Source organism: Pseudomonas sp. F3-2 (assembly GCF_038804275.1).
Classification (GTDB): domain Bacteria; phylum Pseudomonadota; class Gammaproteobacteria; order Pseudomonadales; family Pseudomonadaceae; genus Aquipseudomonas.
In genome coordinates this window covers 5,822,725-5,846,711 of record NZ_CP152388.1, presented here as the reverse complement: position 1 = coordinate 5,846,711, position 23,987 = coordinate 5,822,725, and the positions used below count along the sequence as shown (strand labels likewise).

Annotated in this window: 25 protein-coding genes; 10 read left to right on the top strand and 15 right to left on the bottom strand. The window is 60.4% G+C overall.

The window, feature by feature from the left end; genetic code table 11:
- Positions 1–116 precede the first annotated feature (116 nt).
- The 4 genes from AAGQ88_RS26095 to rep form a co-directional block, all read right to left on the bottom strand.
- On the bottom strand, positions 117–932 hold the full coding sequence (locus AAGQ88_RS26095) for a sulfite exporter TauE/SafE family protein (protein ID WP_285422924.1): 816 nt from the start codon (positions 930–932) through the stop codon (positions 117–119).
- A 63-nt stretch (positions 933–995) separates the two neighbouring features.
- The gene (locus tag AAGQ88_RS26090; RefSeq protein WP_285422925.1) at positions 996–1,880 is read right to left on the bottom strand and encodes an MBL fold metallo-hydrolase; all 885 of its coding nucleotides are present in this window, start codon (positions 1,878–1,880) and stop codon (positions 996–998) included.
- Positions 1,881–2,036: 156 nt separating this feature from the next.
- Entirely contained in the window at positions 2,037–2,609 is a 573-nt protein-coding gene (locus AAGQ88_RS26085; RefSeq protein WP_342654007.1) for a xanthine phosphoribosyltransferase, read from the bottom strand.
- A gap of 68 nt (positions 2,610–2,677) precedes the next feature.
- Complete coding sequence (gene rep, locus AAGQ88_RS26080; protein ID WP_342654006.1) at positions 2,678–4,687, bottom strand: DNA helicase Rep; 2,010 nt, start codon at positions 4,685–4,687, stop codon at positions 2,678–2,680.
- Positions 4,688–4,890: 203 nt separating this feature from the next.
- Here rep and AAGQ88_RS26075 point away from each other — a divergent pair, with 203 nt between their 5' ends.
- Positions 4,891–6,561, top strand: a complete 1,671-nt coding sequence (locus tag AAGQ88_RS26075; RefSeq protein WP_342654005.1) for a bifunctional diguanylate cyclase/phosphodiesterase — start codon at positions 4,891–4,893, stop codon at positions 6,559–6,561.
- Between the two features lie 17 nt (positions 6,562–6,578).
- On the opposite strand, the gene AAGQ88_RS26070 is transcribed toward AAGQ88_RS26075, so the two are convergent.
- A complete protein-coding gene (locus tag AAGQ88_RS26070) occupies positions 6,579–7,961 on the bottom strand; it encodes a NorM family multidrug efflux MATE transporter (protein ID WP_342654004.1) in 1,383 nt (460 codons plus the stop codon).
- 155 nt (positions 7,962–8,116) lie between these two features.
- On the opposite strand from AAGQ88_RS26070, the gene AAGQ88_RS26065 reads away from it, so the two are divergent.
- Together AAGQ88_RS26065 and AAGQ88_RS26060 are read left to right on the top strand one after the other, a co-directional pair.
- Positions 8,117–9,037 (top strand): LysR substrate-binding domain-containing protein, encoded by a 921-nt coding sequence (locus tag AAGQ88_RS26065; RefSeq protein WP_093466190.1) that lies wholly within the window; start codon positions 8,117–8,119, stop codon positions 9,035–9,037.
- Positions 9,038–9,243: 206 nt separating this feature from the next.
- A complete protein-coding gene (locus tag AAGQ88_RS26060; protein ID WP_342654003.1) occupies positions 9,244–11,220 on the top strand; it encodes a methyl-accepting chemotaxis protein in 1,977 nt (658 codons plus the stop codon).
- Between the two features lie 45 nt (positions 11,221–11,265).
- Here the strand turns inward: AAGQ88_RS26060 and AAGQ88_RS26055 are convergent, their stop codons facing one another.
- From AAGQ88_RS26055 to AAGQ88_RS26045, 3 genes are read right to left on the bottom strand one after another with little or no spacing between them, the layout of a single operon-like run.
- Positions 11,266–11,553, bottom strand: a complete 288-nt coding sequence (locus AAGQ88_RS26055) for a type II toxin-antitoxin system RelE/ParE family toxin (RefSeq protein ID WP_342654002.1) — start codon at positions 11,551–11,553, stop codon at positions 11,266–11,268.
- Positions 11,540–11,839, bottom strand: coding sequence for a type II toxin-antitoxin system RelB/DinJ family antitoxin (locus tag AAGQ88_RS26050; protein WP_285422931.1), 300 nt, complete (start codon positions 11,837–11,839; stop codon positions 11,540–11,542). The genes AAGQ88_RS26055 and AAGQ88_RS26050 overlap by 14 nt, the downstream gene beginning before the upstream one ends.
- Positions 11,840–11,898: 59 nt before the next feature.
- Entirely contained in the window at positions 11,899–13,392 is a 1,494-nt protein-coding gene (locus AAGQ88_RS26045) for a YifB family Mg chelatase-like AAA ATPase (RefSeq protein ID WP_342654001.1), read from the bottom strand.
- Positions 13,393–13,679: 287 nt separating this feature from the next.
- Between AAGQ88_RS26045 and AAGQ88_RS26040 the strand changes: the two genes are divergently transcribed.
- Entirely contained in the window at positions 13,680–14,690 is a 1,011-nt protein-coding gene (locus tag AAGQ88_RS26040; RefSeq protein ID WP_342654000.1) for a heparin lyase I family protein, read from the top strand.
- Positions 14,691–14,825: 135 nt separating this feature from the next.
- Here AAGQ88_RS26040 and AAGQ88_RS26035 read toward each other — a convergent pair whose 3' ends face one another.
- Positions 14,826–15,089, bottom strand: coding sequence for an accessory factor UbiK family protein (locus AAGQ88_RS26035; protein ID WP_093466074.1), 264 nt, complete (start codon positions 15,087–15,089; stop codon positions 14,826–14,828).
- Between the two features lie 419 nt (positions 15,090–15,508).
- Between AAGQ88_RS26035 and glnK the strand changes: the two genes are divergently transcribed.
- From glnK to sutA, 4 genes are all read left to right on the top strand, one after another.
- Positions 15,509–15,847 carry a P-II family nitrogen regulator gene (gene glnK, locus AAGQ88_RS26030; protein ID WP_002555808.1) on the top strand — a complete coding sequence of 113 codons (339 nt, stop codon included), beginning with the start codon at positions 15,509–15,511 and terminating at the stop codon, positions 15,845–15,847.
- Between the two features lie 33 nt (positions 15,848–15,880).
- Entirely contained in the window at positions 15,881–17,218 is a 1,338-nt protein-coding gene (locus AAGQ88_RS26025) for an ammonium transporter (RefSeq protein WP_093466071.1), read from the top strand.
- A gap of 249 nt (positions 17,219–17,467) precedes the next feature.
- Positions 17,468–17,899 carry a secondary thiamine-phosphate synthase enzyme YjbQ gene (locus tag AAGQ88_RS26020; protein WP_093466068.1) on the top strand — a complete coding sequence of 144 codons (432 nt, stop codon included), beginning with the start codon at positions 17,468–17,470 and terminating at the stop codon, positions 17,897–17,899.
- A gap of 93 nt (positions 17,900–17,992) precedes the next feature.
- Complete coding sequence (sutA, locus tag AAGQ88_RS26015) at positions 17,993–18,322, top strand: transcriptional regulator SutA (RefSeq protein WP_093466065.1); 330 nt, start codon at positions 17,993–17,995, stop codon at positions 18,320–18,322.
- Positions 18,323–18,572: 250 nt separating this feature from the next.
- Here sutA and AAGQ88_RS26010 read toward each other — a convergent pair whose 3' ends face one another.
- Genes AAGQ88_RS26010 through AAGQ88_RS25985 form a run of 6 tightly spaced genes read right to left on the bottom strand, consistent with a single transcriptional unit; the run spans position 18,573 to position 23,170 of the window.
- Positions 18,573–19,268 carry an HAD family hydrolase gene (locus AAGQ88_RS26010; protein WP_342653999.1) on the bottom strand — a complete coding sequence of 232 codons (696 nt, stop codon included), beginning with the start codon at positions 19,266–19,268 and terminating at the stop codon, positions 18,573–18,575.
- Positions 19,258–20,163 (bottom strand): tyrosine recombinase XerC, encoded by a 906-nt coding sequence (gene xerC, locus AAGQ88_RS26005; protein ID WP_285426517.1) that lies wholly within the window; start codon positions 20,161–20,163, stop codon positions 19,258–19,260. The genes AAGQ88_RS26010 and xerC overlap by 11 nt, the downstream gene beginning before the upstream one ends.
- A 2-nt stretch (positions 20,164–20,165) precedes the next feature.
- On the bottom strand, positions 20,166–20,903 hold the full coding sequence (locus tag AAGQ88_RS26000) for a DUF484 family protein (protein WP_285426518.1): 738 nt from the start codon (positions 20,901–20,903) through the stop codon (positions 20,166–20,168).
- Positions 20,904–20,916: 13 nt separating this feature from the next.
- The gene (gene dapF / locus AAGQ88_RS25995; RefSeq protein WP_285426519.1) at positions 20,917–21,747 is read right to left on the bottom strand and encodes a diaminopimelate epimerase; all 831 of its coding nucleotides are present in this window, start codon (positions 21,745–21,747) and stop codon (positions 20,917–20,919) included.
- A 4-nt stretch (positions 21,748–21,751) separates the two neighbouring features.
- Positions 21,752–22,999, bottom strand: a complete 1,248-nt coding sequence (gene lysA / locus AAGQ88_RS25990) for a diaminopimelate decarboxylase (RefSeq protein WP_342653998.1) — start codon at positions 22,997–22,999, stop codon at positions 21,752–21,754.
- Positions 23,000–23,008: 9 nt separating this feature from the next.
- Positions 23,009–23,170 (bottom strand): lipoprotein, encoded by a 162-nt coding sequence (locus tag AAGQ88_RS25985; protein ID WP_037016591.1) that lies wholly within the window; start codon positions 23,168–23,170, stop codon positions 23,009–23,011.
- A gap of 239 nt (positions 23,171–23,409) precedes the next feature.
- Between AAGQ88_RS25985 and cyaY the strand changes: the two genes are divergently transcribed.
- The gene (gene cyaY / locus AAGQ88_RS25980) at positions 23,410–23,766 is read left to right on the top strand and encodes an iron donor protein CyaY (protein WP_285426522.1); all 357 of its coding nucleotides are present in this window, start codon (positions 23,410–23,412) and stop codon (positions 23,764–23,766) included.
- Positions 23,766–23,984, top strand: coding sequence for a DUF1289 domain-containing protein (locus tag AAGQ88_RS25975; RefSeq protein ID WP_285426523.1), 219 nt, complete (start codon positions 23,766–23,768; stop codon positions 23,982–23,984). Before cyaY ends, AAGQ88_RS25975 begins: the two co-directional genes overlap by 1 nt.
- Positions 23,985–23,987 lie beyond the last annotated feature (3 nt).

The following is a 23,987-nucleotide window of genomic DNA, read 5'->3' as shown; positions in this document are numbered from 1 at the left end:
CCGTAGGAGCGACCGGCGTGGCGGTCCTCCTTGCCCGCGAATGCGATATGTCAGTCAACGTGGCTGTGACAGACATGCAATCATCGCGGGAGGCGCGTTCTTACCGATGTGGGTGATCAGGACAGGGTCTTGATGATCAGCAAGACCGCCGCGCAGAACCCGCTGATCGCAAACAACTGCTGTAGCCGAGGGCCTGCCAGAAAGCCCGCCAGCTGCCGTCCAGCCAGCAATCCAGCCACTGCACCTGCGGCGAAGGGCAGGCCGACGGTCCAGTGCATTACGCCGCTAACGCTGGCGGTCACGACACTGGCTGTGGAAACCAGCGCGATTACGGTCAGCGATGTGGCGACGATGCTTTTGACGTCCAGATCGGTGTAACGGGTCAATGCGGGGACAATGACAAACCCGCCGCCGACGCCCAGCAATCCGGATAACACGCCGGAACACACGCCCGTGATTGCCAGTGAACGGGCACAAGGCAGCGTCCAGCGCAGTCGACCTTCAAGCGGGTTCAGCACACAAGGCAGGAAATCCGCGCGTTCCGGCGGCTTTCCGTGACGCAGTTCGTGAGCGGCCTTGCGATAAATGCGGCCGCACGCATACGTCAATATCAGCGCAAATCCCAGCGCCAGCGGCGCATTCGGCACCTGATGGGCGAGCCACAGCCCCAGAGGTGCAAAACAAATACCGATCATCGCGATGAACAGCGCGGCACGATAACGCACGATGCCTTGTCGCAGGCCGAGCAGCGCGCCAACTGCCGCGGCCAGCCCCACCGCCAACAGTCCCACCGGGGCGGCTTCGACCATCGACAAGTGCAAGGCAAACACCAGCAGCGGGACCGCAAGAATGCCGCCGCCTGCGCCGGTCAGCGCCAATATCGCTCCGATGATCGTGCCGAGGCCGGCTCCGATCAGTTCGTGTTCATCCATAGTTGAGAGAGACTTTCAGGTGCGCGATGACAAGGTTCTTCAATCGGTCTGTACGCCAGTTATTCACAACGCGTTGATCGGAATCTTCAGATAGCGCACGCCGTTGTCCTCGGCTTCCGGCAAATGACCTGCACGCATGTTGATCTGCACCGAAGGCAAGATCAGCACCGGCATTTCAAGGGTGGCGTCGCGTTTTTCGCGCATTTCGACGAACGCATCTTCATCGATGCCTTCGCGGATATGGATGTTGCTGGCGCGTTGCTCGGCGACGGTCGTCATGTACATCAGCTCCCGGCCGTTTGGCAGGTAGTCGTGACACATGTACAGCCGTGTCTGCGGCGGCAGGCTGAGTATCCGGCCGATCGAGCGATACAGCGTGCGAGCGTCAGCGCCCGGAAAGTCGCAGCGGGCGGTGCCGTAGTCCGGCATGAACAGCGTGTCGCCAACGAACGCGACGCTTTCATCTTCGGTCTCGATGAGGTACGTCATGCATGCCGGCGTGTGACCGGGCGTGTGCATCGCCTTGCCCCGAAGCGTACCGATGCCGAACGATGCGTCGTCTTCCAGCAGTTGATCGAACTGGCTGCCGTCGCGTGCGAACTCACCCTTTGCGTTGAACAGCGTGCCGAAGACCTTCTGCACGCGGGTGATATGGCTGCCGATGGCGATGCTGCCGCCGAGCTGTTCCTTCAGGTAAGCAGCAGCGGAGATGTGGTCGGCATGAACGTGGGTTTCGAGTATCCACTCCACTTCAAGCGCCAGTTCACGCACGCGAGCGATGAGCTTGTCTGCAGACTCCGTGCGGGTATGGCCGGATTTCGGATCGTAATCCAGCACGCTGTCGATCAGCGCGGCTTTGCCTGTCGAGCGGTCGATGACCAGGTAGCTGATGGTCGAGGTCTGCGGGTCGAAGAAGGCTTCAACGCTCAGTTTTTCGCCGATGTTCATAAGCTATCTCCAGTTCTACTTGGTACACAGGACCTGAGGGAACGAGCGTGCTCACGAAGGGGCCGTTACGTTCACAGATGCATCAGCGTCCGAAGGCCAGCTTTCGTGAGCAACTCCACTCACACTGGGTGTGAGGCGCTGTACGAGCGCGGGGTATCATTCGACGAAGGTGACCACTCCACCGTTCAACGATTTCACCCGCGCGAGCGATTCCACACGATAGCCCTGCGAATCCAGCTCGGCACGGCCGCCCTGGAATGACTTCTCGATCACGATGCCCAATCCGGCCACCGACGCACCCGCTTGTTTGATGATTGAAATGAGCGCCTGCGACGCCTTTCCGTTGGCCAGAAAGTCATCAATGATCAACACGCGATCACTGCTGTTCAGGTGACGGGTGCTGATCGCGATGGTGCTTTCAGTCTGTTTGGTGAACGAATACACCGTTGCCGAAAACAGGTTTTCGGTGAGCGTCAGCGACTGATGCTTGCGCGCGAAGATCACCGGAATGCCGAGCTTCAGACCGGTCATTACCGCTGGCGCGATGCCTGAAGCTTCGATGGTGACGATCTTGGTGATCCCTGAGTCTGCGAACAACGTGGCGAACTCGTCACCGATCTGCTGCATCAGGACCGGATCGATCTGATGGTTGAGAAACGCGTCGACCTTCAATACCTGGTCGGAAAGTACGATGCCTTCCTCGCGAATTTTCTTGTGCAGTGCTTCCACGTGGGTGGTCCTCAGGGCGCAAATGCGCGAAATAAAAATTTGAACGGTGGTTTTGGGTCTGTCAAAGCTTAGCGTTTGAGCATGGCCCGTATATCCGCCAGCGCAGTGTTGCCGCGTACGGCTTTCACTTCGGTCGGCGTGTCATCGTTGCCTTCCCAGGCGAGGTCATCCGGCGGTAACTCATCGAGAAAGCGGCTCGGCAGACAGTCGATGATTTCCCCGTACTGCTTGCGTTTGGCGGCGAACGTGAACGCCAGCGTCTGACGGGCGCGGGTGATGCCCACGTAGGCGAGACGACGTTCTTCTTCAATGGTGTCCGCCTCGATGCTGGAGCGGTGCGGCAGGATTTCTTCTTCCATGCCCATGATGAACACGTAGGGAAATTCCAGGCCCTTGGACGCGTGCAAGGTCATCATTTGCACACCTTCGGCGCCATCTTCCTCTTCCTGCTGACGTTCGAGCATGTCGCGCAGGACCAGTTTGCCGATCGCCTCTTCGATGGTCATGCCACCTTCTTCGTCTTTCTCCAGCGTGTTTTTCAACGCTTCGATCAGGAACCACACGTTACCCATGCGGTAATCGGCGGCCTTGTCGCTGGAGCTGTTCTGACGAATCCAGTTTTCGTAGTCGATGTCCATGACCATGCTGCGCAGCGCCGCAATCGGATCCTGGGTCGCGCATTGCTGACGCACACCGTCCATCCAATGTTTGAAGCGCTTGAGACGGTCAGTGAAACGGCCGTCAAGGTGTTCGCCCAGGCCGATTTCGTCCGTGGCGGCGTACATCGACACCTTGCGCTCGGTGGCGTAGTTACCGAGTTTCTCCAGTGTCGTCGAGCCGATTTCCCGACGCGGGACGTTGATCACCCGAAGGAACGCGTTGTCGTCATCCGGATTGACCAGCAGGCGGAAGTAGGCCATCAGATCCTTCACTTCCTGACGCCCGAAGAAGCTGTTGCCGCCCGACAGACGATAGGGAATCTGATGGTGCTGCAGCTTCAGCTCGATGAGCTTGGCCTGATAGTTACCGCGATACAGGATGGCGAAATCGCTGTATGGACGGTCGGTGCGCAGGTGCAGACTGAGAATCTCGACCGCCACGCGTTCGGCTTCGGCGTCTTCGTTCTTGCAGCGGATCACGCGGATTTCATCGCCGTGGCCCATTTCGCTCCACAGCTGCTTCTCGAACGCGTGAGGGTTGTTGGAGATCAGCACGTTGGCGCAGCGCAGAATGCGGCTGGTCGAACGGTAGTTCTGCTCCAGCATCACCACTTTGAGCGACGGATAGTCGTCCTTGAGCAGCATGAGGTTTTCTGGCCGCGCACCACGCCATGCGTAGATCGATTGGTCGTCGTCGCCCACCACGGTGAACTGGCAACGCGTGCCGATGAGCATTTTCACCAGCAGATACTGGCTGGCGTTGGTGTCTTGATATTCGTCCACCAGCAGGTAGCGGACCTTGTGCTGCCATTTTTCGAGGATGTCGGCGTGTTCCTGGAACAGCTTCACTGGCAGCAGGATCAGGTCGTTGAAGTCCACCGCGTTGTACGCCTTGAGCGTGCGCTGGTAGTGGGTGTAGACGATGGCGGCGGTCTGCTCCTTGGGATTGCGCGAGTTGGTCAGGGCTTCTGCGGGCAGGATCAGGTCGTTTTTCCAGGAATCGATCATGTTCTTGATCTCGTCGACGCCGTCGTCGCCCGAGTATTCCTTCTGCATGATGTCGGTCATCAGCGCCTTGACGTCAGTTTCGTCGAAAATCGAGAAACCGGGCTTGTAGCCCAGGCGTGCGTGCTCCTTGCGGATGATGTTCAGACCCAGGTTGTGGAACGTCGACACTGTCAGGCCGCGCCCTTCGCCTGCGCGCAGCAGGGTGCCGACCCGCTCTTTCATTTCGCGCGCCGCCTTGTTGGTGAAGGTCATGGCCACGATGTATTGCGCGCGAATGCCGCAGTTCTGGATCAGGTGAGCAATCTTGCGCGTGATCACGCTGGTCTTGCCGGAGCCTGCACCGGCGAGCACCAAAAGAGGGCCGCCGACGTAGTTCACGGCTTCTTGTTGCCGGGGATTGAGTCGGGACATGAGGAAAAATGGGATCGCTTGTAAAAAGGGCGGGCATTTTAACAGGGTCGGCGGATTGTGCAGCGACCGTCCGACACTGTGATGCGTCACGCTATCTATATTTCGCCGTTTTGTTACATTTGCGCATCGCGCGATTCATACTCGCGTTTGACGACCCTCGTTTGAGGGCTCGCCAATGTCTTTCGTTTGTGTGGGGAGCTAGCTTGTCTACGCCTGTCGAACCCTTGCGTTTGCTGCTTCTGGCGGAATCGCCCGAATGGCCGGCATTGCTGCGCGAGTGCATGGCGCCGCTTGGAGACGCCGCGATCCTTGACTGCGCGTCGAGCTGGGAAGCTATCGCCCATCCAGACGAGCCCCTTCAATCGCGCATTCTGCTCACCACCGTGGCATTGCAGCCGGCCGCTGGCCAATGCAACTGGCCGACAGTGTTGTTGCTCGATGATGAACCCGATCACGATCCCATCGGCGTCAGCGACTGGCTCGTGCGTGACACGCTCACGACCCAAAGCCTGCGGCGCTGCTTGCGCCATGTGCGCGAGCGCGGTGTGCTCGAAAACACGCTCAATCGCCTCGCCGAGCAGGATCCGCTGACCGGCATCGCCAACCGGCAGGGCTTTCAGACGCTGCTCGCCGCGCGCCTGGCCGAGTTTAATGGCCGTGGTCTGGCGTTAGGGCATCTGGATCTGGATAACTTCCGCCGTGCAAACGATGCGCTGGGTCATCAGGCGGGTGATCGGCTGATTCTGCAGGTGGTTGCGCGTTTGAAAAGCCAGCTGGAAGCGTGCGATCAACTGGCCCGCCTGGGCAGTGATGAGTTCGCCCTTTTGATCGACACGCGACGCGCGTCAGGCCGGGCCGAATGTGTCGCCGAGCGCATCACTGAGGCATTGTCTGAGCCTTACTGGGTCGACGGAGAAAGCCTATTGATCGGCTGCAGCCTGGGCATCGCTCACGCCCGTGCCGATGGCGGCGCCGACCCGTTGATGTGGCACGCGCACATTGCGATGCAACAGGCCAAAGGGATTCAGGGCTGCACGTTTCATGTCTTCAATGAACGCATCAACCGCAACGCCCGCAGCCTCGCCGACCTGGAAAGCGAGTTGCGCAGAGCGCTGCGTCGCGACGAGCTTGAGCTGCATTATCAGCCGCGGCTGTGCCTGAAAACCGGGCATATTCTGGGGTTGGAGGCGCTGGTGCGCTGGCGTCACGCAGAGCGAGGTCTGCTGCCACCCAGCGAGTTCGTACCGCTGGCCGAGCAGAGCGGGCTGATTGTCCCATTGGGATACTGGGTTATTTCGCGCGCGCTGCGCGACATGCAGACCCTGCGCGAGAAAGGCCTGCCGCCGCTGCACATGGCGATCAATCTGTCGTTCCGCCAGTTCCAGGACAACCAACTGCTGGCTACATTGAGCCGGCTGATAGCCGAACGCGGCATCGACGCGCAATGGCTGGAGTTCGAGCTTACTGAAACGGCCGTCATGCGTCGCAGTGATCTGGTCAAACAGACCATGGACGCGTTGGGCAGACTGGGCGTGCGTTTCTCCCTCGATGATTTCGGCACCGGTTTCTCGTCGTTCGTCCACTTGAACAGCCTGCCGATCACGCTGTTGAAGATCGACAAAAGCTTCGTCGGAGAAATGGAGCAGCGCGAGGAAAACCGCAAGCTGGTGCACGCCATGATCAATCTGGCGCATAACCTCAGTCTGGAAGTTGTGGCCGAGGGCGTCGAAACACCGGAACAGTTGGCGCTGCTGCGCAGCTTCAACTGCGATCAGGCTCAGGGCTATCTGATCAGCCACCCGCTGGCGCTGCCGGAACTGCTCGACTACCTGATGTTCGATCAGGGCAAGGCGCGGTTGAGCCGAGGCTTGTAAGCCGCGCAGTTCGTGGGTCAGCCCATCACCACGACGCCCGTGGCCTCCTTGCGCAGTAATTGCGCGCTCTTGCGCTCGAACGCGTAGGTCAGCGCCACTGCCGAGCACAGCAGGCCCACCGCCAGACCCCACCACACGCCAACCGCGCCTTGCTGAGCGGGAAACCCGAGGCCCCACGCCAGCGGCGCGCCGACCATCCAGTAGCTCGCCAGCCCGATCAGGAAGGTAGTCTTCGCATCCTTGAAGCCCCGAATTGCGCCCATCGCGATGGTTTGTGTGCCGTCCAGAATCTCGAACCAGGCGGCAATCGCCAGCAGCTTGACCGCCAATTCCACCACGCCTTGATAGGTCGGGTCGTTGATGTCCACGAACAGGCCGATGACCGCATGGGGCGCTACCCAGAAGAGCAGGCCGAACAGCAGCATCAGCAATCCGCCGAAGCCGATCCCCATGCGTCCCGCCGTGCGCGCGAGCAGCAGATTGCCCGCGCCATAATGCAGTCCGATGCGCATGGTGACCGCGTAAGAGATACCCACGGGCACCATGAATGCCATCGACACCGATTGCAGCGCGATCTGGTGGGCGGCCATCTGCGTGCTGCCCATGGCGCCCATGCAAAACGCGGCGAAGGTGAAAAGCCCGACTTCTACCGCGTAGGTGCCGCCAATCGGCAGACCCAGCCGCCAAAGCTCTTTGAGGCAAGTGCGCGAGAGATTCATCAGCCCATTGTGGATCGGGTACGCGGCGTAAGCGTGGTGGTAGCGGATATGCAGGGCGAGCGCCAACGCCATACTGTTGGTGACAATGGCCGTGACCAGACCAATGCCCATCAGACCCCAGTGCGGCAGACCGAACAGGCCATGAATGAAGGCGTAGTTCAGGCCGAAGTTGACGGCGACGCCCACCAGACTGATGACCATGACTGGCGTGGCGCGCCCCAGAGCGCTGGTGAAACCCCGCAGCGCCATGAAGCTCAGCAGGCCCGGGAGCGCCAGCGGCAACGTGATCAGGAACTGGCTGGCCATGTGAACGTTCGCTTCGTCCTGACCGAAGTTGAGCAGGATCGGCTCCAGATTCCAGAGAATAAGTGCCGCGATCAGTGCCATCCCCCACGCCAGCCACAGCCCGGCTTGCGTCAGGCGGGTTGCCCCGGCGGCATCGTTGGCGCCGTGACGAATGGCCACGAGCGTGCCGACGGCTGCCATCACGCCTACGCAAAAGAACGAGACAAAGTTGTAGCTGGCTGCGCCCAGGCCGCCGCCGGCGAGCGAGTCCGGGCCAAGCTTGCCCATCATCACCGTGTCAGTGAAGACCATCAGCATGTGCGCCATCTGCGATGCAATCAGCGGCCCGGCCAGACGCAGGATGATCCACAGTTCTTTGAAAGCGTGCTGATGCATGTTTGTGGCGCTCAGGGAAAAGGCGTTTTAGAGCAGCCCATTCTGGTGATTCGGGCGCCAATGCACAAAGGGATAAATACGATCATTGGCATGAGTAAAACTCATCCTGGGATTTGCGATAAAGTCTTCGCCTGTCCAATCAGAAGGAGAGCCACATGTCCCGCAGTCTTCCGCCGCTCTATGCGCTGCGGGCCTTTGAAGCGGCCGCGCGACATGCATCCTTCACTCGCGCCGCTGAAGAGCTGTCGATCACGCAGAGCGCGGTCAGTCGGCATATCCGCACGCTGGAAGAACACTTTGCCTGCCGTTTGTTTCGTCGCAACGGGCGCAACCTGCAATTGACGGAGGCCGCGCGGGAGTTGCTGCCGGGGATACGCGAAGGTTTCTCTGCGCTGGAGCGGGCCTGCAGCGCCTTGATGGCCGAGGAAGGCATTCTGCGCATGAAGGCGCCGTCGACACTGACCATGCGCTGGCTGTTGGCGCGCCTGAGTCGCTTTCGTCATCTTCAGGTCGGCAACGAAGTGCAGCTGACCAGCGCCTGGATGGACATCGACAATGTCGATTTCACACAGGAGCCGTTTGACTGTGCCGTGCTGCTCAGCCGAGGGCATTTTCCGCCGGACTGGGAGGCGACCTATCTGTTCCCGGAATTGCTGATCCCTGTGGGGGCGCCCAATTTGCTGGATGACAGCCCGTGGGATGTCCAGCGTCTGGCGAGCGCCGAGCTGCTGCATCCCACGCCAGACCGTCGCGACTGGCGCAGCTGGCTTGAGCGCATGGGATTGTCCGATCAGATCTCGCTCAAGGGCGGTCAGGTTTTCGACACGCTGGAGCTGGGCATGATCGCTGCGGCGCGAGGCTACGGCGTGTCCATGGGCGATCTGTTGATGGTCGCAGAGGACGTGCTACAGGGTCGCCTCAGCCTGCCTTGGCGAACGGCGGTTGTCAGCGGCGAGAATTACTACCTCGTCTGGCCAAAAACCCGGCCCGGCGGCGAGCGTCTGCGTCGGTTGAGCGACTTTTTGCAGGGCGAAGTGCAGGCGATGGAGCTGCCGCAGGTCACGATTCTGCAGTGATGGCCAATAGATGGCTAAAGCGCTGCAAAATACGGTTACACCTTTTATCCTAAGACCACACGTAGGACTCAAGTATTTCTTTCGTCAGCCGAATGTGTAATTGCAGACCCGATTGTTCTGATCGGTTCATCGATTCCATCTATCAGAAAAGATCCGAATGGTGTTCCTGAGATCAGGATGATCCGGTCCTTCGGAAAGGAGCTTCCATGCCACAGCCTCGCGCCCGAATTGCCTCGCAACTGGGTATCGCCCTGGCCGTAATCCTCGCCGTCGTCATCAGCGGCAGCACATTGTTTGCCTTGCGCTCACTGGATTCGGCGAACCTCACCATTCGTGAAGAGCACATGGGCAGCGAAGCCCGGTTGCTGGCGGATCAACTGAACACGTTCCACAGCACGCTGCGCGACAGTACTCAGCGCCTGAGCGGGCTGTTCGAAAAGCGCTTTGGCAGCGGACTGACCGTTCAGAACGATCAACAGATAGCCGTCGCGGGCCTGCAGACGCCTGCATTGCTCCTTAATGGCAATGCGCTGAACAACGATTTCGCCGAGGTTGACGATTTCCGCAAGATGACCGCGGGTGTCGCGACGGTCTTCGTGCGCAGTGGCGATGACTTTGTCCGGATCAGCACCTCCCTGAGCAAACAGGACGGCTCCCGTGCCATCGGCACCGTGCTCGATCACAAACATCCGGCCTACGAACGCTTGCTGGCGGGGCAGGGCTATGTGGGGCGTGCGTCGCTGTTCGACCGTTTGTACATGACTCAATACAGCCCGGTGCGTGACGCGAGCGGCAAGGTCATCGCGGTGCTGTTCGTAGGCTTCGATTACACCGATGCCCAGAAAGCCCAGTTCGACAATCTTAAAAGCTTCCGCATCGGTTCGACTGGCTCGTTGGCGTTGCTGGACGAGCAGAACAAATGGCTCGTGCCGCCTGCAGGCGTGAAGGATCTGGACCGGGCAAGCAATACCTTGGCTGACCTCGTCAAAACGCCCGGTAAAGGCCAGTTCTGGGAAGACGGCGGCGAGCAGTTCTACACCGTCGCCGAGCCCTTCTCCGGTGGGCCATGGTCGATCCTGGCGATCATGCCGAAGGCTGAAATCAGCGCGGTCACGTGGAGTGTCGGGACTCAACTGGGGATTGGCAGCCTGCTGGCGATGTTGATCGCCGTCAGCGCTGCGATCTGGTTGCTGCGCAGCAAGCTGCGTCCGCTGTCGGAGCTGGTGAATCAGGCCGAAGCGCTGGGCGCGGGTAATCTCAGCGTGCGCCTGAACGTCTCCAGCCATGACGAGATCGGGCAATTGGCGAACAGCTTCAACAAAATGGGGCAGGCGCTGGAGACCATGGTTTCGCACATTCGCACCGCTGCGCAGGAAGTCAGTGGTCGTGCGCATGCGTTGTCCGGACTGTCCGGCGGTGCGTATGAAGGCATGGAGCAGCAGTCGGGCGAGATCACCAGCATGGCGGGTGCCGTCGAGGAATTCAGTGCCACGGCGCTGACCATCGCCGACAACATGGGCAGCACCGAGCGCATGGCCCAAGGCAATGCGCAGCAAACCCGTATCGGTCGTGCGTCCATGGAAGAGGCGTCCGCGTCACTGGAGCAGATTGCAGGGTCGCTGGGCAGCACGGCTGCCGTCATCGACACGCTGGGTCAGCGCTCGCAGGAAATCGGCGGCATCGTCAGCGTGATTACCTCCATTGCCGAGCAGACGAACCTGCTGGCGCTCAACGCAGCCATTGAGGCAGCGCGCGCGGGCGAGCAAGGGCGCGGTTTTGCCGTGGTTGCCGACGAAGTGCGCAGCCTCGCTTCGCGCACACGACAGGCGACTGACGAAATCTCCGGGATGATCTCCAGCATTCAGCAAGAGACCAGCAACGCCATCAATACCATGGAGCAGGGCAATGCGCTGATGCAGGAAGGCCTGACGCGTAACGCCAAGGTGGCTGCAGCGCTGGCACAGATCGATGAGCAGAGCCGCTCGGCAGGCGAGCAGTTTGCGTCGATCACCACGGCGACCCAGGAACAAAGCAACACTGCGACCTTGCTCAGCGCAAATCTGCAAAGCATCGCACTGGCGAACAGCGAGCAGCGCGAAGTGGTGTCGAACCTCGCCGTCACGGCTCAGGAACTCAATGCGCTGGCGGCAGACTTGCGTAAGGAAGTGGATCGGTTCAGGTGATGCAGCCCACCGATTGATGCATCAATGCTCATACAGTGGCGCTGCTCAACCTGATGCAGGTGGCCACTGTCGAGCGGTATGAAGAATGCGCAGAACACTGATGCAGTTCGCGCATTCTGCGTACACCACCAGATAATTAGGCAATACAACCATTTCCCTCGTCCCTTGCTCTCGCCCTACTTTGTACAGTCGGGGATGAGCAGGCAAATGGCTTATTCGCATGTCTATTTCATCTCTGAAGCGCCAGGCCGCCGCAGGGTTGTCATCAGAAATATGGTCCAGAATCGCCAGCAGATCAGCCTTGGCCTGCTTGCTCCATTCAACTGTCAGCACCACGCTTCCTTTTGAGTAGTGTCGTTGCTTCCTCCATCACGCTTTCATGGGAAAGCCTGGGGCTGGAGTCTTCGATCGCTTCGCGCACCTTTGCCTTGAACCATCGGTCGTAGGCATCCGCGTCGCTTGTAAATCCGGGGGGAAGCGCGCCCTCTCTGGCAACGCGGGTAAGCAGGATGCGCACTGCGTCAGACACGGTGAGCCCAAATTTAGCCAGCGTGTCTGCTGCCTGTGCCTTGATCTCTTCGTCAATTCGGACGTGCAGCATCGAAGTCTGGGTGGCCATTATTTTTCCTCCAAAAGTCTCACTATGTATCTCATTTGAGATACGGGCAATGAGCGCTTTCACCCAGTGGTTGGCCTGTACTGCAAAGCTTCGGCGATGTGACTTCGGGAAATGGCATCCACGTGCTCCAGATCGGCGAGCGTGCGCGCGACCTTCAGCAGCCGGTGGGCCGCACGCAGGGAGAGGTTCAAGCGTTCGCAGGCATTTTCAAGCCAGGTCTCGTCCTCAGGCAGCAGTGCGCAATGCTGGCGCAGGGCCGGAAGATCGAGAAAAGCATTGGCGCAGCCTTGACGCTTGTGTTGTCGTTCGCGCGCGCCGGACACCGTCTGCGCGGCGCTGGCGCTGGTTTCTTCAGCGTGCGTAGTGGCTGCAAGCGACGTGGTTTCCCGTGCGACGGTCAGGTGCAGATCGATCCGGTCAAGCAGCGGGCCAGACAACTTGTTGCGATAACGCTGGATCTGGTCGGTCGAGCAGCGGCAGCGGCCGGTCGGCTCGCCGTGATAGCCGCATGGGCAGGGATTCATCGCGGCGACCAGTTGAAACCGCGCCGGAAACCGCACGCGATCGCGCGCGCGGGAAATGACGATATGACCCGATTCCAGGGGCTCTCGCAAAACCTCCAGCACGCGGCGGTCGAACTCCGGGAGCTCATCGAGAAACAGCACGCCGTGATGAGCCAGGGTGATTTCGCCGGGTTGCGGCCGGCTGCCTCCTCCCACTAGGGCAGGGCCGGATGCCGAGTGATGAGGCTGACGGAAAGGTCGCTGTGGCCAGCTCGTCAGCGGCTCATGGCTGGCGACCGATTGAATCGCCGCGACCTCCAGTGCCTCGAACTCGTCGAGCGGGGGCAGCAACCCCGGCAAGCGACTGGCGAGCAGCGTTTTACCCGTGCCGGGAGGGCCGCTGAACAGCAGATTGTGGGCGCCCGCTGCCGCGATCAGCAGAGCGCGTTTGGCGGCGGTCTGCCCTTGTACCTCGCTCAGGTCGGGATAGGGTTGCGTCTTGAGAATCAAACCGTTGGATTTGTACGGCGGGATGACGGTGTGGCCATTCAGATGGGCCACCAGCTCGAGCAGATGACTGACTGCGATCACTTTGAGGCCGGACGCCAGGCACGCTTCTTCGGCATTGACGGCTGGCACGATCAACGTGTGCCCGGCGGCCCTTGCAGCCAGCGCGGCGGGTAAAACGCCTTGAACGGGGCGTATGGCACCAGACAGTGCAAGCTCACCCAGGCATTCGACGCCGTCCAGGGCGAGGGTCGGCACCTGCGCGCTGGCGGCAAGAAGTCCGAGAGCAATGGCCAGGTCGAAACGCCCGCCGTCCTTGGGCAGATCGGCGGGCGCCAGATTCAAGGTGATGCGCCGCGCCGGGAATTCCAGTCGACAGTTGACGATGGCGCTGCGCACCCGATCCTTGCTCTCCTTCACTGCGCCCTCGGGTAAGCCCACCAGCGTCAGGGTCGGCAAACCGTTGGCCAGGTGCGTCTCGACTGTGACGGCGGGAGCCTCGACGCCGACTTGGGCGCGGCTCAGAACGATAGCGAGCGACATGACTTTCCTTGATAACGGCACCGCGTCCTGCGGCGTGTTGAAGGATAACCATGACCAGCGGGCCGGGCTGCGAGGCGCATCCTACGGCGTGTGTCCGAATCGGGAACCAGAGCAGCGGAACAACCACTCAATTCCCACAGCGCGTTGTCTGCTCAGACGTAGGCAGCTTCCGATCCCTGCGACAGGACTAGATCATGAATTCAATAACCCCATCGATTCGCACAACGCCGCTCGATCTGTCGAGTACTCAGCCACGACCGGCGGCTGACCAGCAGCCTGGAAGCAGGTTGGCTGGAGGGACAGGCAATGCGGTTTCCTTTACGTCCCAGCCTCAGAACTCACAGATCAATTTCGGACCGGCCAACGCGCTGCAACAGCCTCAGAGCAGCAATGCACTGGCAAGCGGCGCTCCGACCGATCCGCTGACGCAGTTGGTCTCGCTGATTCAAGAAATGATTCAACGTCTGCAGGCGCTGATGCAGGGAGGGACGAGTCCTGCCGACGATCAGGGCTCGGGCGTCAAAGGCGTCGGTGGCAATGGTGGGGGTGGCAGTGGCGGAGGTGGCGCGGGCCAGATCGGCGGTGGCTCAGGGAGCCATTTCGCCAGTAAAACAGCCGCCCCGGAAGGCGCGTCGCCGACGGGCAAGAGCAGCGGCGCCAGCCCGGCAAGCGGTAATTTCTCCGAGCATTCGCTGGGCAACCAGCTCAGCGTTCAGAAGTCTCCCGAGGACCACATTGGGATGGCCAAAGACCCTGAGCGCGGCGATGTGATCAAGGTCGATTTCAATAAAGGCCATTACACCGAACACTCAACCAGTCCGCGCGCCGAGATCAAGGACGGCACCAAGCTTCAGGAAGGGCAGCCGTACAGCTTCAAGTTCGGGATGAAGCGCGAATCCAACAACGACGGCACCTTCTTCCAGGTGCTTGACCACAACAATGCCAAGCCCAGTCCGCGCGCGTGGCTGGCATCCAAGGACGGGCAGTATCAGTTGCACCTCAAGACCAGCGAAGACAGCAATGCGCCGTCCAAGGTGTTCAACATCGGCAAGCCTGGGGATGCCGCAAAGGACGTGGGCAAGTGGGCGGACTTTCAGATCGATTTCAAACGCGGCGTCGGCAACGGTGAAATCTCGGTAAGCAAGAACGGCGAGAACGTCTTCGACAAGAAAGGCATCTCCACCATGTTCGATACCCACAGCAGCGATTCGTACGCCAAATTCGGGCAGTACCGCAATGAAGGCGATCACAATCCGGCAACGAGTCTGTTTTCAGGGTTCAGTGTGGCGAAAGGTTGAGGCGAGCCCCGCCATTGGCGGCTTGAGCGATGCATGAGCTACGCGGGAGCGACCATAACGGCGCAGGCCCGACGCGCGGCGCACTGCGCTTGAACACACCGACATGCCCGGCCCGCGCCGGTGCATGTCTTTGCCTCACTCCTTCGGTTGCGCCGCCAGTTGCGCTTCCAGTTCAGCCATCTTTGCTTCCAGTGCCTCAAGTCGGGCACGGGTGCGGGCAAGGACGATCATCTGGCTGTCGAACTCTTCCCGGCTGACCAGATCGAGCTTGCTGAAGCCACTTTGCAGCAGTGCCTTGAACTGGGTTTCGAACTCATTGCGTGGGACCGGGGTTTCGCCGTTGAACAGACGCGAGGCGTGGCCGCTCAGGGCATCGAGAAAAGCTTTGGGCGCGAGCATGGTCATATTCCAGAATCAGATGGGCGGCAGTGTAGCACGCAGCGTCTACCGTCTTTTTGCCCGATGAATGTTGCACGGTTTTCGCGCATCGCGTCGTGCACGTGCGCACTGTTGTTGTGCGGGCGCCGTGCATGGTGGCGATCTACAAGCGCGTGATTGCGATCAACGCGCCGTAATTCGCGGGATTTCACGAAATGGCAAGCTTTCTGCTTAGTGGCATATGACCCATGCACTGATGCAGTCGCTGTGACGAATGCAGTGCGGCAGGCGGAGCGGGGAAGTGTTTCGTCAGAAGCGGTTTTCTGGAGTTGGTCAGGTCTGTTTCGGGCCATCGACGCGTTACAAAGCCAGACACTGCGCTTAGACTTGAGTCGGGTTTGTTTTCCTGGGGCAAGTCCACCAATTCGGGAGAAAGTTTCATGAAGCTAGTCACTGCCATCATCAAGCCGTTCAAGCTGGACGACGTACGCGAGTCGTTGTCCGAAATCGGCGTGCAGGGCATCACGGTAACTGAAGTCAAAGGCTTCGGACGTCAGAAAGGCCACACCGAGCTGTATCGCGGTGCGGAATATGTAGTCGACTTCCTTCCCAAGGTGAAGATCGATGTTGCGATTGATGACAAGGATCTGGACCGCGTTATCGAAGCGATAACCAAAGCGGCCAACACCGGCAAGATCGGTGACGGAAAGATCTTCGTGGTCAATCTGGAACAGGCTATTCGCATCCGTACCGGCGAAACCGATACCGACGCAATCTAAGCCGCCCAACACAACGCCCCAGGAGAAAACAATATGACTCTGCGTCAACTCGCAGGGCTAGGAGCCCTGTTGTCCCTCGTAACCCCTGGCCTGGCCATGGCGGCAGACGAAGTGGCAGCCCCTGTACTCAACTCAGGCGACACCGCCTGGATGCTGACTTCCACAGCTCTGGTTCTGTTCATGACCGTTCCAGGCCTGGCGCTGTTCTACGGCGGCATGGTCCGCTCGAAAAACGTTCTTTCGGTAATGATGCAGTGCTTCGCCATCACCGGCCTGATCAGCATCCTGTGGGTCGTTTACGGCTACAGCATGGCGTTCGACACCACCGGTATGGAAGCCAACGTCGTTAACTTCAACTCCTTCGTGGGCGGTCTGTCGAAGGCGTTCCTTGCAGGCGTCACCCCTTCAAGCATCACTGGCGCTGCAGCTCTGTTCCCGGAAGCTGTGTTCGTCACCTTCCAGATGACCTTCGCAATCATCACTCCGGCCCTGATCGTCGGTGCATTCGCAGAACGCATGAAGTTCTCCGCGATGCTGATCTTCATGGCCATCTGGTTCACTCTGGTCTACGCGCCAATCGCGCACATGGTCTGGAGCGGCGTGGGCGGTCTGTTGTGGGACTGGGGCGTGCTCGACTTCGCGGGCGGCACCGTTGTTCACATCAACGCCGGTGTGGCCGGTCTGGTAGCGTGCCTGGTGCTGGGCAAGCGTAAAGGTTTCCCAACCACTCCGATGGCTCCGCACAACCTGGGTTACACCCTGGTCGGCGCAGCGATGCTGTGGGTAGGCTGGTTCGGTTTCAACGCCGGTTCCGCCGCTGCGGCCAACGGCACTGCCGGTATGGCAATGCTGGTCACCCAGATCGCCACCGCCGCCGCTGCACTGGGCTGGATGTTCGCTGAATGGCTGACTCACGGTAAGCCAAGCGCTCTGGGTATCGCCTCGGGTGTGGTTGCCGGTCTGGTTGCCATTACGCCAGCCGCCGGTACTGTCGGCCCGATGGGCGGTCTGATCATCGGCCTGGCTGCAGGCGTGGTCTGCTTCTTCTGCGCCACCAGCCTGAAACGCAAGCTGGGCTACGACGACTCCCTGGATGCCTTCGGCGTCCACGGTATCGGCGGTATCCTCGGCGCGATCCTGACCGGTGTCTTCGCAGCACCGTCGCTGGGTGGTTTCGGTACTGTGACCGACATCGCCGCTCAAGTCTGGATTCAGTGCAAAGGCGTAGGCTTCACGATCATCTACACCGCGATCGTGACCTTCATCATCCTTAAGGTGCTGGACGCGGTCATGGGCCTGCGTGTCACCGAGGAAGAAGAAGCGGTCGGTCTGGACCTTGCGCAACACAACGAGCGTGGCTACAACTTGTAATCACGGCTGTAAAAAAATGCCCGGTTCTCCGGGCATTTTTTTGTCTGGCGTTTGTCGATAGGGAGGTTGGTCAGCCAGAGGCGTTCAAGCCTTCGGCAAGCGTGCTCGTTTTCGGGTCATCGCGGCCGTATTCAGGGTCTTGCGCTGCGATTGCTGCCCCTGTTCCGGGCTTGTTGAAAACGTCATTCATTGCACGCTTTGTTTTTTTTTTCAGCGCGTTAGAATGCGCGCCGAAGGGCGGAGAAGCGTATGTGGCAACAGACCAGAATCACGCTGCGGGCAAGGCCTCGCGGATTTCATCTGGTAACCGACGAGATCATTGCAGGCCTTCCGGGTCTGAGGGATTGTCGGGTTGGGTTGTTGCACCTGTGGCTGCAACATACTTCGGCCTCGTTGACGATCAACGAGAATGCCGACCCGGCAGTGCGTCGCGACTTCGAGCGTTTCTTCAATCGGTTGGTGCCTCAGGGCAATGGCGGTTATGAACACGATGACGAAGGTCCGGACGACCTGCCAGCGCACTTCAAAGCCAGCCTGCTGGGTTGTCAGCTGCTTGTACCGGTAACGGACGGGCGCCTGGCGATGGGAACCTGGCAAGGTGTTTATTTAGGAGAGCATCGCGATGCAGGCGGTGCGCGTAAAGTCCTCGCCACCCTTCAGGGAGAGGGGCAAGACCGCTGATTGTCGGCGGTGGTTGAATTTTTTCCGGCTGTCTTAGAAATTAAGCGCAGCTGGGCTATAACTAATCTGCTTTCGCAAGTCATGAGGTAGAACATGAGCGACGATGACAACGACGATCTGGTTGAAGACGGTCTGGAAGACGAAGAGGACGGTGAGGAGCTTGCTGCTGCGCCCGATGACGACGTCGCGGACATAGAAGACAGCCCCGAAGCTGCGGCTACGCCAGCCAAAGGCAAGGCCAAGGCCGCTGTCTCGGTCGATGAGTTGCCTAGCGTTGAAGCCAAGAACAAAGAGCGTGATGCTCTGGCTCGCGCAATGGAGGAATTCCTCGCGCGTGGCGGCAAGATTCAGGAAGTGGAGGCCAATGTGGTCGCCGATCCGCCCAAGAAGCCTGACAACAAGTACGGTAGCCGCCCTATTTGAGGGTGTCGGATGCCTGCTGAAAGAAGCCCGCTGTCGCTGCGGGCTTTTTTTTGGCTGGGTGTTTGGGGGCTGCGTTTGCCTTTTGCCCTTTGCCTTTCCGGTTGGAATGCTTACTTTGATGCCCTGCGGGCCATTCGCGAGCAAGCTCGTGCCCACATTTTTTTCACCGTGCCATGGCCTGATGCACCGGGTTGCCAGCTCTTGCACAATGACTTGATTGGTATGTCGCCCCGAAAAGAACCCCTACCCATCACCCCCAGCGCGCCAGAACCTCGGGCAGTTGCGTCAAACTGCTGATCTGCGCGTCAGGCAATACGTCCGCCTCCCACGCCTTGCCGCCCGGGTTGTACCAGATCGCGCGCAAGCCCGCTTGTTGCGCCCCGGCGATGTCATCACCAGGGTGATCGCCTACATGCACGGCATGGCGCGGGTCGGCATTGCCGCGCTTGAGCGCTTCGAGAAACGGCGCCGGGTCCGGTTTGCCGATGCCCAGATCCTCCGCACAGAGCGCGAAGGCGAAATAATCGGCCAGACCCAATCGGCGCACGTCGGCGTTGCCATTGGTTACAACGCCCAAGGTGTAGGACTTGGCGAGGATCTCCAGCGTCGGCACGACTTCCGGGAAGATATCCAGCTGGTGACGCCCCTGCAGAAACACTTCGAAACCCCGATCCGCCAGGTCCTGGGCCTCTGCGGGGGCATATCCGGCGTCTTCCAGCGCGTGGAACAGCACGCGGCGTCGCAGTGCGCTGATGCGATGCCTGAAGCCTGGGTCAGCCTCCACCAGCCGAGAACGGATTTCCCACAAGTGCTCAACCGGCACCGGTCCCAGTTTCGGCGCGTTTTCGGCCAGCCACTCACGCAGCATGGTCTCGGCGCCGACGATCGCTGGTGCGGTTTCCCACAGCGTGTCGTCCAGATCGAACGTGATCAGCTTAATGCTCATTGTCAGAAGAACCTTTGCGTTTGGCCCTTGGGTGGGCGCTGTCATACACCGTGGCCAGGTGCTGGAAGTCCAAGTGGGTGTAGATCTGGGTCGTTGCGATGTCGGCGTGCCCGAGCAGTTCCTGCACGGCACGCAGGTCCTGCGAGGACTCCAGCAGGTGGCTGGCAAAAGAATGACGCAGCATATGCGGGTGCAGGTTTTGCCCAAGCTCGCGCTCGCCTGCCGCCTTGACACGCAGTTGAATCGAGCGCGGCCCCAGGCGCCGGCCTTGCTGACTGATGAATACCGCATCGTCCTGAGGATTGGCCAGCGCTCGCAGCTTCAGCCATTCTTCCAATGCTTCCCGGGCCTTGCTGCCGACCGGCAGCACTCGCGTCTTGCTGCCTTTGCCGAGCACCTGAACGAGGCCGTCGGCCAGATCGAGCTGCTCGCAGTTCAGTCCTGTCAGCTCGGACAGGCGCAGCCCGGAGGAGTAAAACAGTTCGAGAATCGCCTGATCGCGCCGCGCAAGGAAATCATCTTCCACGCCACCTTCCAGCAACTGAAGCGTGCGGTCGGCGTCGAGTGTCTTGGGCAGCCTGCGTTCGCCTTTGGGCGGCGACAGGCCGTTGGCCGGATCGTGATCGCAAATGCCTTCGCGGTTCAGATAGTGATAAAAGCCCCGCACCGCAGACAGCAGGCGCGCCAGACTGCGCGAAGACTGGCCTTGCTGATGCAGGCGCGCAACCAGGCTGCGCATGGCCTGAATATCCAGCGCCTTCCAGCTGTCGATGTGATGTTTTTCGCAAAACGCCAGAACCTTGTTCAGGTCCCGGCGATAAGCCTCAAGCGTATGTCCCGACACTTGGCGCTCACTGCGCAAGTGCGTGCAGTAAGCATCCAGCTGCCGTTCCATGACTAGCGAACCGAGCGCAGCGAATTTGTGAAGCGCGGCAGCAGACGGCTCAACACGTCAGCGATGTAGCTGAGGAACAGCGTGCCCACCGAGCTTTTATAGTGCTGCGGATCGCGGCTGCCGATGGCGAGCACGCCGTGCAGACCTTGATGGCTGAGGGCTGCGATCGCAGTCGAGCCGACTTCCTTGCTCTGTTCGCTGCCGAACAGGAATTCCAGCTCATGCTCGCGCAGTGCGCCGCTGACGGTTTTGCCGCCGGAGATCAATCCGCCGATGGCTTTCTGGGCATCGGCGCCGGTTACCCAGCGGCCTACCGTCATCGGGTTGTCGCTGAACAGAATCAGGCTGACGAAGGGCACCTGAAACTCCTGGCGAAGGCTGTCTTCTACAGCGATGACGATTTCTTCCAGGCTGGTGGCGTCCATCAGGTCGAGGATCAGGCGGCGGGTTTTCTCGAACAGGCGATCGTTGTCCCTCGCCACGTCCATCAATTGCGACAGCCGATGGCGCATCTCGATGTTGCGCTCGCGCAGCAGTTTCAGCTGCCGCTCAACCAGCGAAACCGTGTCCCCACGCTGATGCGGGATGCGCATGCTGGTGAGCAGCTCGTCGTGCTCGGCGAAAAAGTCCGGGTGTTGCTGCAGCCAGGCCGCGACTGCCTCGGCTTCAAGGGCAGGCACTGCTTTGTCAGCGTCGGGAACGCCGGGCGTGTCGGTTGAAGTCTGAGGCTGGTCGGTCATTGGATATGCTCACTCATAGACGTACTTGGCCTTCGTAAACCCGAACGGCCGGGCCTGTCATCACCACCGGATGACCGGGGCCGGCCCACTCGATGGACAGGCGCCCGCCGGGCAGGTCGATCAACAGGGGTGAATCCATCCAGCCCTGACTGATCGCGGCGACCGCGGCAGCGCAGGCGCCAGTGCCGCAGGCCTGGGTTTCCCCGGCGCCGCGCTCCCAGACGCGCAACTGCGCGCGCTGACGATCGACGACATGAAGGAAGCCGACGTTCACCCGTGCGGGAAAACGTGGATGGTTTTCGATCTTGGGGCCCAGGGCGTGTACCGGCGCATTGTTGATGTCGTAAACGCGCAGGACCGCATGGGGATTGCCCATCGATACGGCCGCTAGCTCGATGCGTTCGCCCTCGACGTCCAGCGTGTAGCTGGTCGCCTGTTGCGGTGCATCGAATGGGATGTCGGCAGGGACCAGACGTGGCGCACCCATGTCGACGCTGATCTGGCCGTCGTTGCGGACGTCCAGCTCGATGATGCCGCTTTTGGTCTCGACGCGAATCTGCTTCTTGGCGGTCAGGCGTTTGTCTAGCACGAACCGGGCAAAGCAGCGCGCGCCGTTGCCGCACTGCTCGACTTCGGAGCCGTCGGAATTGAAGATTCTGTAACGGAAATCGACGTCCGGGTTGCTCGGCGCCTCAACCAGCAAAAGCTGATCGAAGCCGATCCCGGTGTGGCGATCGCCCCATTGCTTGGCATGCTTGGGCAGGATGTGCGCGTGCTGGCTCACAAGGTCCAGCACCATGAAGTCGTTGCCCAGCCCATGCATCTTGGTAAAACGCAGCAGCATGGGATTACTCCGGCAGCAGGCTTTCGCCGGCAAACAGCTCAGTCACGGTTTCGCGACGACGCACTTCAAAGGCTTGATCGCCATCGACCAACACCTCAGCGGTACGGCCGCGGGTGTTGTAGTTGGAGCTCATGACGAAGCCATAGGCGCCAGCGGAGTGCACGGTCAGAAGATCGCCTTCGGCCAGCGCCAGTTCGCGTTCCTTGGCCAGAAAGTCGCCGGTTTCGCAGATCGGGCCGACGATGTCGTAGGCACGAGCTGCACCATCGCGCGGCTTGACGGCTTTCACATCCATCCACGCCTGATACAGCGCGGGCCGGATCAGGTCGTTCATGGCCGCGTCGACAATGGCGAAATCCTTGTGCTCTGTGTGCTTGAGGTATTCGATGCGGGTTAGCAGCACGCCGGCATTGGCGACGATGAAGCGGCCTGGCTCGAACATCAGCGCCAGATCGCGGCCTTCCAGACGCTCGCGCACGGCCTTGATGTAATCGCCGGCCAGCGGCGGCTCTTCATCGCGATAACGTACGCCCAGACCACCGCCCAGATCGAGGTGGCGCAGCTGGATGCCGCATTCGCTCAGGCGATCGACCAGGTCGAGCAGGCGATCCAGCGCGTCAACGAATGGCGACAGCGTGGTGAGCTGAGAGCCGATGTGGCAATCGACGCCGATGACTTCCAGGTTCGGCAGCTGAGCGGCGCGGATGTACACGTCTTCGGCGTCGGCAATGGCGATACCGAACTTGTTTTCTTTGAGGCCGGTGGAAATGTAAGGATGCGTACCGGCGTCGACGTCCGGGTTGACGCGAAGGGAAATCGGCGCGCGGACGCCCATTTCGGCAGCAACCACTTGCAGGCGTTCCAGCTCGTCGGTGGATTCAACGTTAAAGCAGTGCACGCCGACTTCAAGGGCGCGGCGCATGTCATCGCGGGTCTTGCCGACGCCGGAGAACACGATCTTGTCTGCCTGACCCCCTGCGGCCAGCACGCGCTCCAGCTCGCCACGGGAAACAATGTCGAACCCGGCGCCCAGACGCGCCAGCACGTTGAGAACGCCCAGATTGGAGTTGGCTTTGACTGCGAAGCAGACCAGGTGCGGCATGCCACTCAGAGCATCCGCATAAGCGCGGTATTGCGCCTCGATATGGGCGCGGGAGTAGACATAGGTCGGCGTACCGAAGCGCTCGGCAATGGCAGACAATGCAACTCCCTCCGCGAACAGCTCACCGTCGCGGTAGTTGAAGGCGTCCATGGCTGATTCCTAGTAAGTCGAGGTCTGGTGCTTGTGCGAGTGCGATTTGGTCTGGCTGCTGCCATCGGACGAATCATCGTCGGGCAGGTACAGCGGACCTTTTTGACCGCAGGCAGAGACCAGGCACGCGACAGCGAGGAGCGCGGCCAGGGAGGAAATCAGGCGCTTCATGGCGAAATCCTTTGTATAAGCATTAATTGCGCCCGAGTATACCGGCCACCCGTGAGATTGCCTATGCGCCACAGTTCCCGTCCGGCGGGGCTTTGACGCAACTGCTGTATATGCGTGCTGCCAGCGAGCGGATTTTTGGCGCAGGGCACGGCAGTTGGGCGGGTATGCTTTGCAATTGCCGGGAAGCGACCGTATCTTGCGTCGCTGCGCCATCCGTAGACACTTTCGAGGTTCCTGCAATGAGTTTGACCGAAGCCCGCTTTCACGACCTGGTAGATGCCACCCAAGAAAAGCTCGAGGACATCTTCGACGAGAGCGATCTGGATCTGGACCTTGAGAGTTCGGCCGGTGTGCTGACCGTGAAATTCGAGAACGGCACTCAGTTCATCTTCAGTCGTCAGGAGCCTCTGCGTCAGCTGTGGCTGGCGGCCGTGGCCGGCGGTTTCCATTTCGATTACGACGAAGAAGAGAAACGCTGGGTGTGCGACAAGAGCGAGGAGTTGCTCGGCGAGATGCTGCATCGCCTGGCCTTGAAGCAGGCCGGGGTCGAAATCGAGTTCGACGCTGTCGACGGTCACTCCGACGGAAACCGATAGTGAGCGGTACTGCCCCTGTCAAAGCGCCCAAGCCTTTGTACAGCAACGTCAGCCCGGCGGTGCCGTCGCCCTGCATCAGCGTCTGCCGGCTGGATGAACAGAAGGTGTGCACAGGCTGTTTGCGTCACGTCGAGGACATCCGAGAATGGCGCGCGGCCACGGACGAGCGCAGACGAGAGATTGTGCAGCTGGCCGATCAGCGTCGGGCGCAACGCTGAATC

Coding starts and splice junctions, on each gene's coding strand:
- AAGQ88_RS26095 (WP_285422924.1), bottom strand. CDS start 932: ATGGATGAACACGAACTGATCGGAGCCGGCCTCGGCACGATCATCGGA.
- AAGQ88_RS26090 (WP_285422925.1), bottom strand. CDS start 1,880: ATGAACATCGGCGAAAAACTGAGCGTTGAAGCCTTCTTCGACCCGCAG.
- rep (WP_342654006.1), bottom strand. CDS start 4,687: ATGTCCCGACTCAATCCCCGGCAACAAGAAGCCGTGAACTACGTCGGC.
- AAGQ88_RS26070 (WP_342654004.1), bottom strand. CDS start 7,961: ATGCATCAGCACGCTTTCAAAGAACTGTGGATCATCCTGCGTCTGGCC.
- AAGQ88_RS26065 (WP_093466190.1), top strand. CDS start 8,117: ATGTCCCGCAGTCTTCCGCCGCTCTATGCGCTGCGGGCCTTTGAAGCG.
- AAGQ88_RS26060 (WP_342654003.1), top strand. CDS start 9,244: ATGCCACAGCCTCGCGCCCGAATTGCCTCGCAACTGGGTATCGCCCTG.
- AAGQ88_RS26050 (WP_285422931.1), bottom strand. CDS start 11,839: ATGGCCACCCAGACTTCGATGCTGCACGTCCGAATTGACGAAGAGATC.
- AAGQ88_RS26045 (WP_342654001.1), bottom strand. CDS start 13,392: ATGTCGCTCGCTATCGTTCTGAGCCGCGCCCAAGTCGGCGTCGAGGCT.
- AAGQ88_RS26035 (WP_093466074.1), bottom strand. CDS start 15,089: ATGCTCGCGCCCAAAGCTTTTCTCGATGCCCTGAGCGGCCACGCCTCG.
- glnK (WP_002555808.1), top strand. CDS start 15,509: ATGAAGCTAGTCACTGCCATCATCAAGCCGTTCAAGCTGGACGACGTA.
- AAGQ88_RS26025 (WP_093466071.1), top strand. CDS start 15,881: ATGACTCTGCGTCAACTCGCAGGGCTAGGAGCCCTGTTGTCCCTCGTA.
- AAGQ88_RS26020 (WP_093466068.1), top strand. CDS start 17,468: ATGTGGCAACAGACCAGAATCACGCTGCGGGCAAGGCCTCGCGGATTT.
- sutA (WP_093466065.1), top strand. CDS start 17,993: ATGAGCGACGATGACAACGACGATCTGGTTGAAGACGGTCTGGAAGAC.
- AAGQ88_RS26010 (WP_342653999.1), bottom strand. CDS start 19,268: ATGAGCATTAAGCTGATCACGTTCGATCTGGACGACACGCTGTGGGAA.
- xerC (WP_285426517.1), bottom strand. CDS start 20,163: ATGGAACGGCAGCTGGATGCTTACTGCACGCACTTGCGCAGTGAGCGC.
- AAGQ88_RS26000 (WP_285426518.1), bottom strand. CDS start 20,903: ATGACCGACCAGCCTCAGACTTCAACCGACACGCCCGGCGTTCCCGAC.
- dapF (WP_285426519.1), bottom strand. CDS start 21,747: ATGCTGCTGCGTTTTACCAAGATGCATGGGCTGGGCAACGACTTCATG.
- lysA (WP_342653998.1), bottom strand. CDS start 22,999: ATGGACGCCTTCAACTACCGCGACGGTGAGCTGTTCGCGGAGGGAGTT.
- AAGQ88_RS25985 (WP_037016591.1), bottom strand. CDS start 23,170: ATGAAGCGCCTGATTTCCTCCCTGGCCGCGCTCCTCGCTGTCGCGTGC.
- cyaY (WP_285426522.1), top strand. CDS start 23,410: ATGAGTTTGACCGAAGCCCGCTTTCACGACCTGGTAGATGCCACCCAA.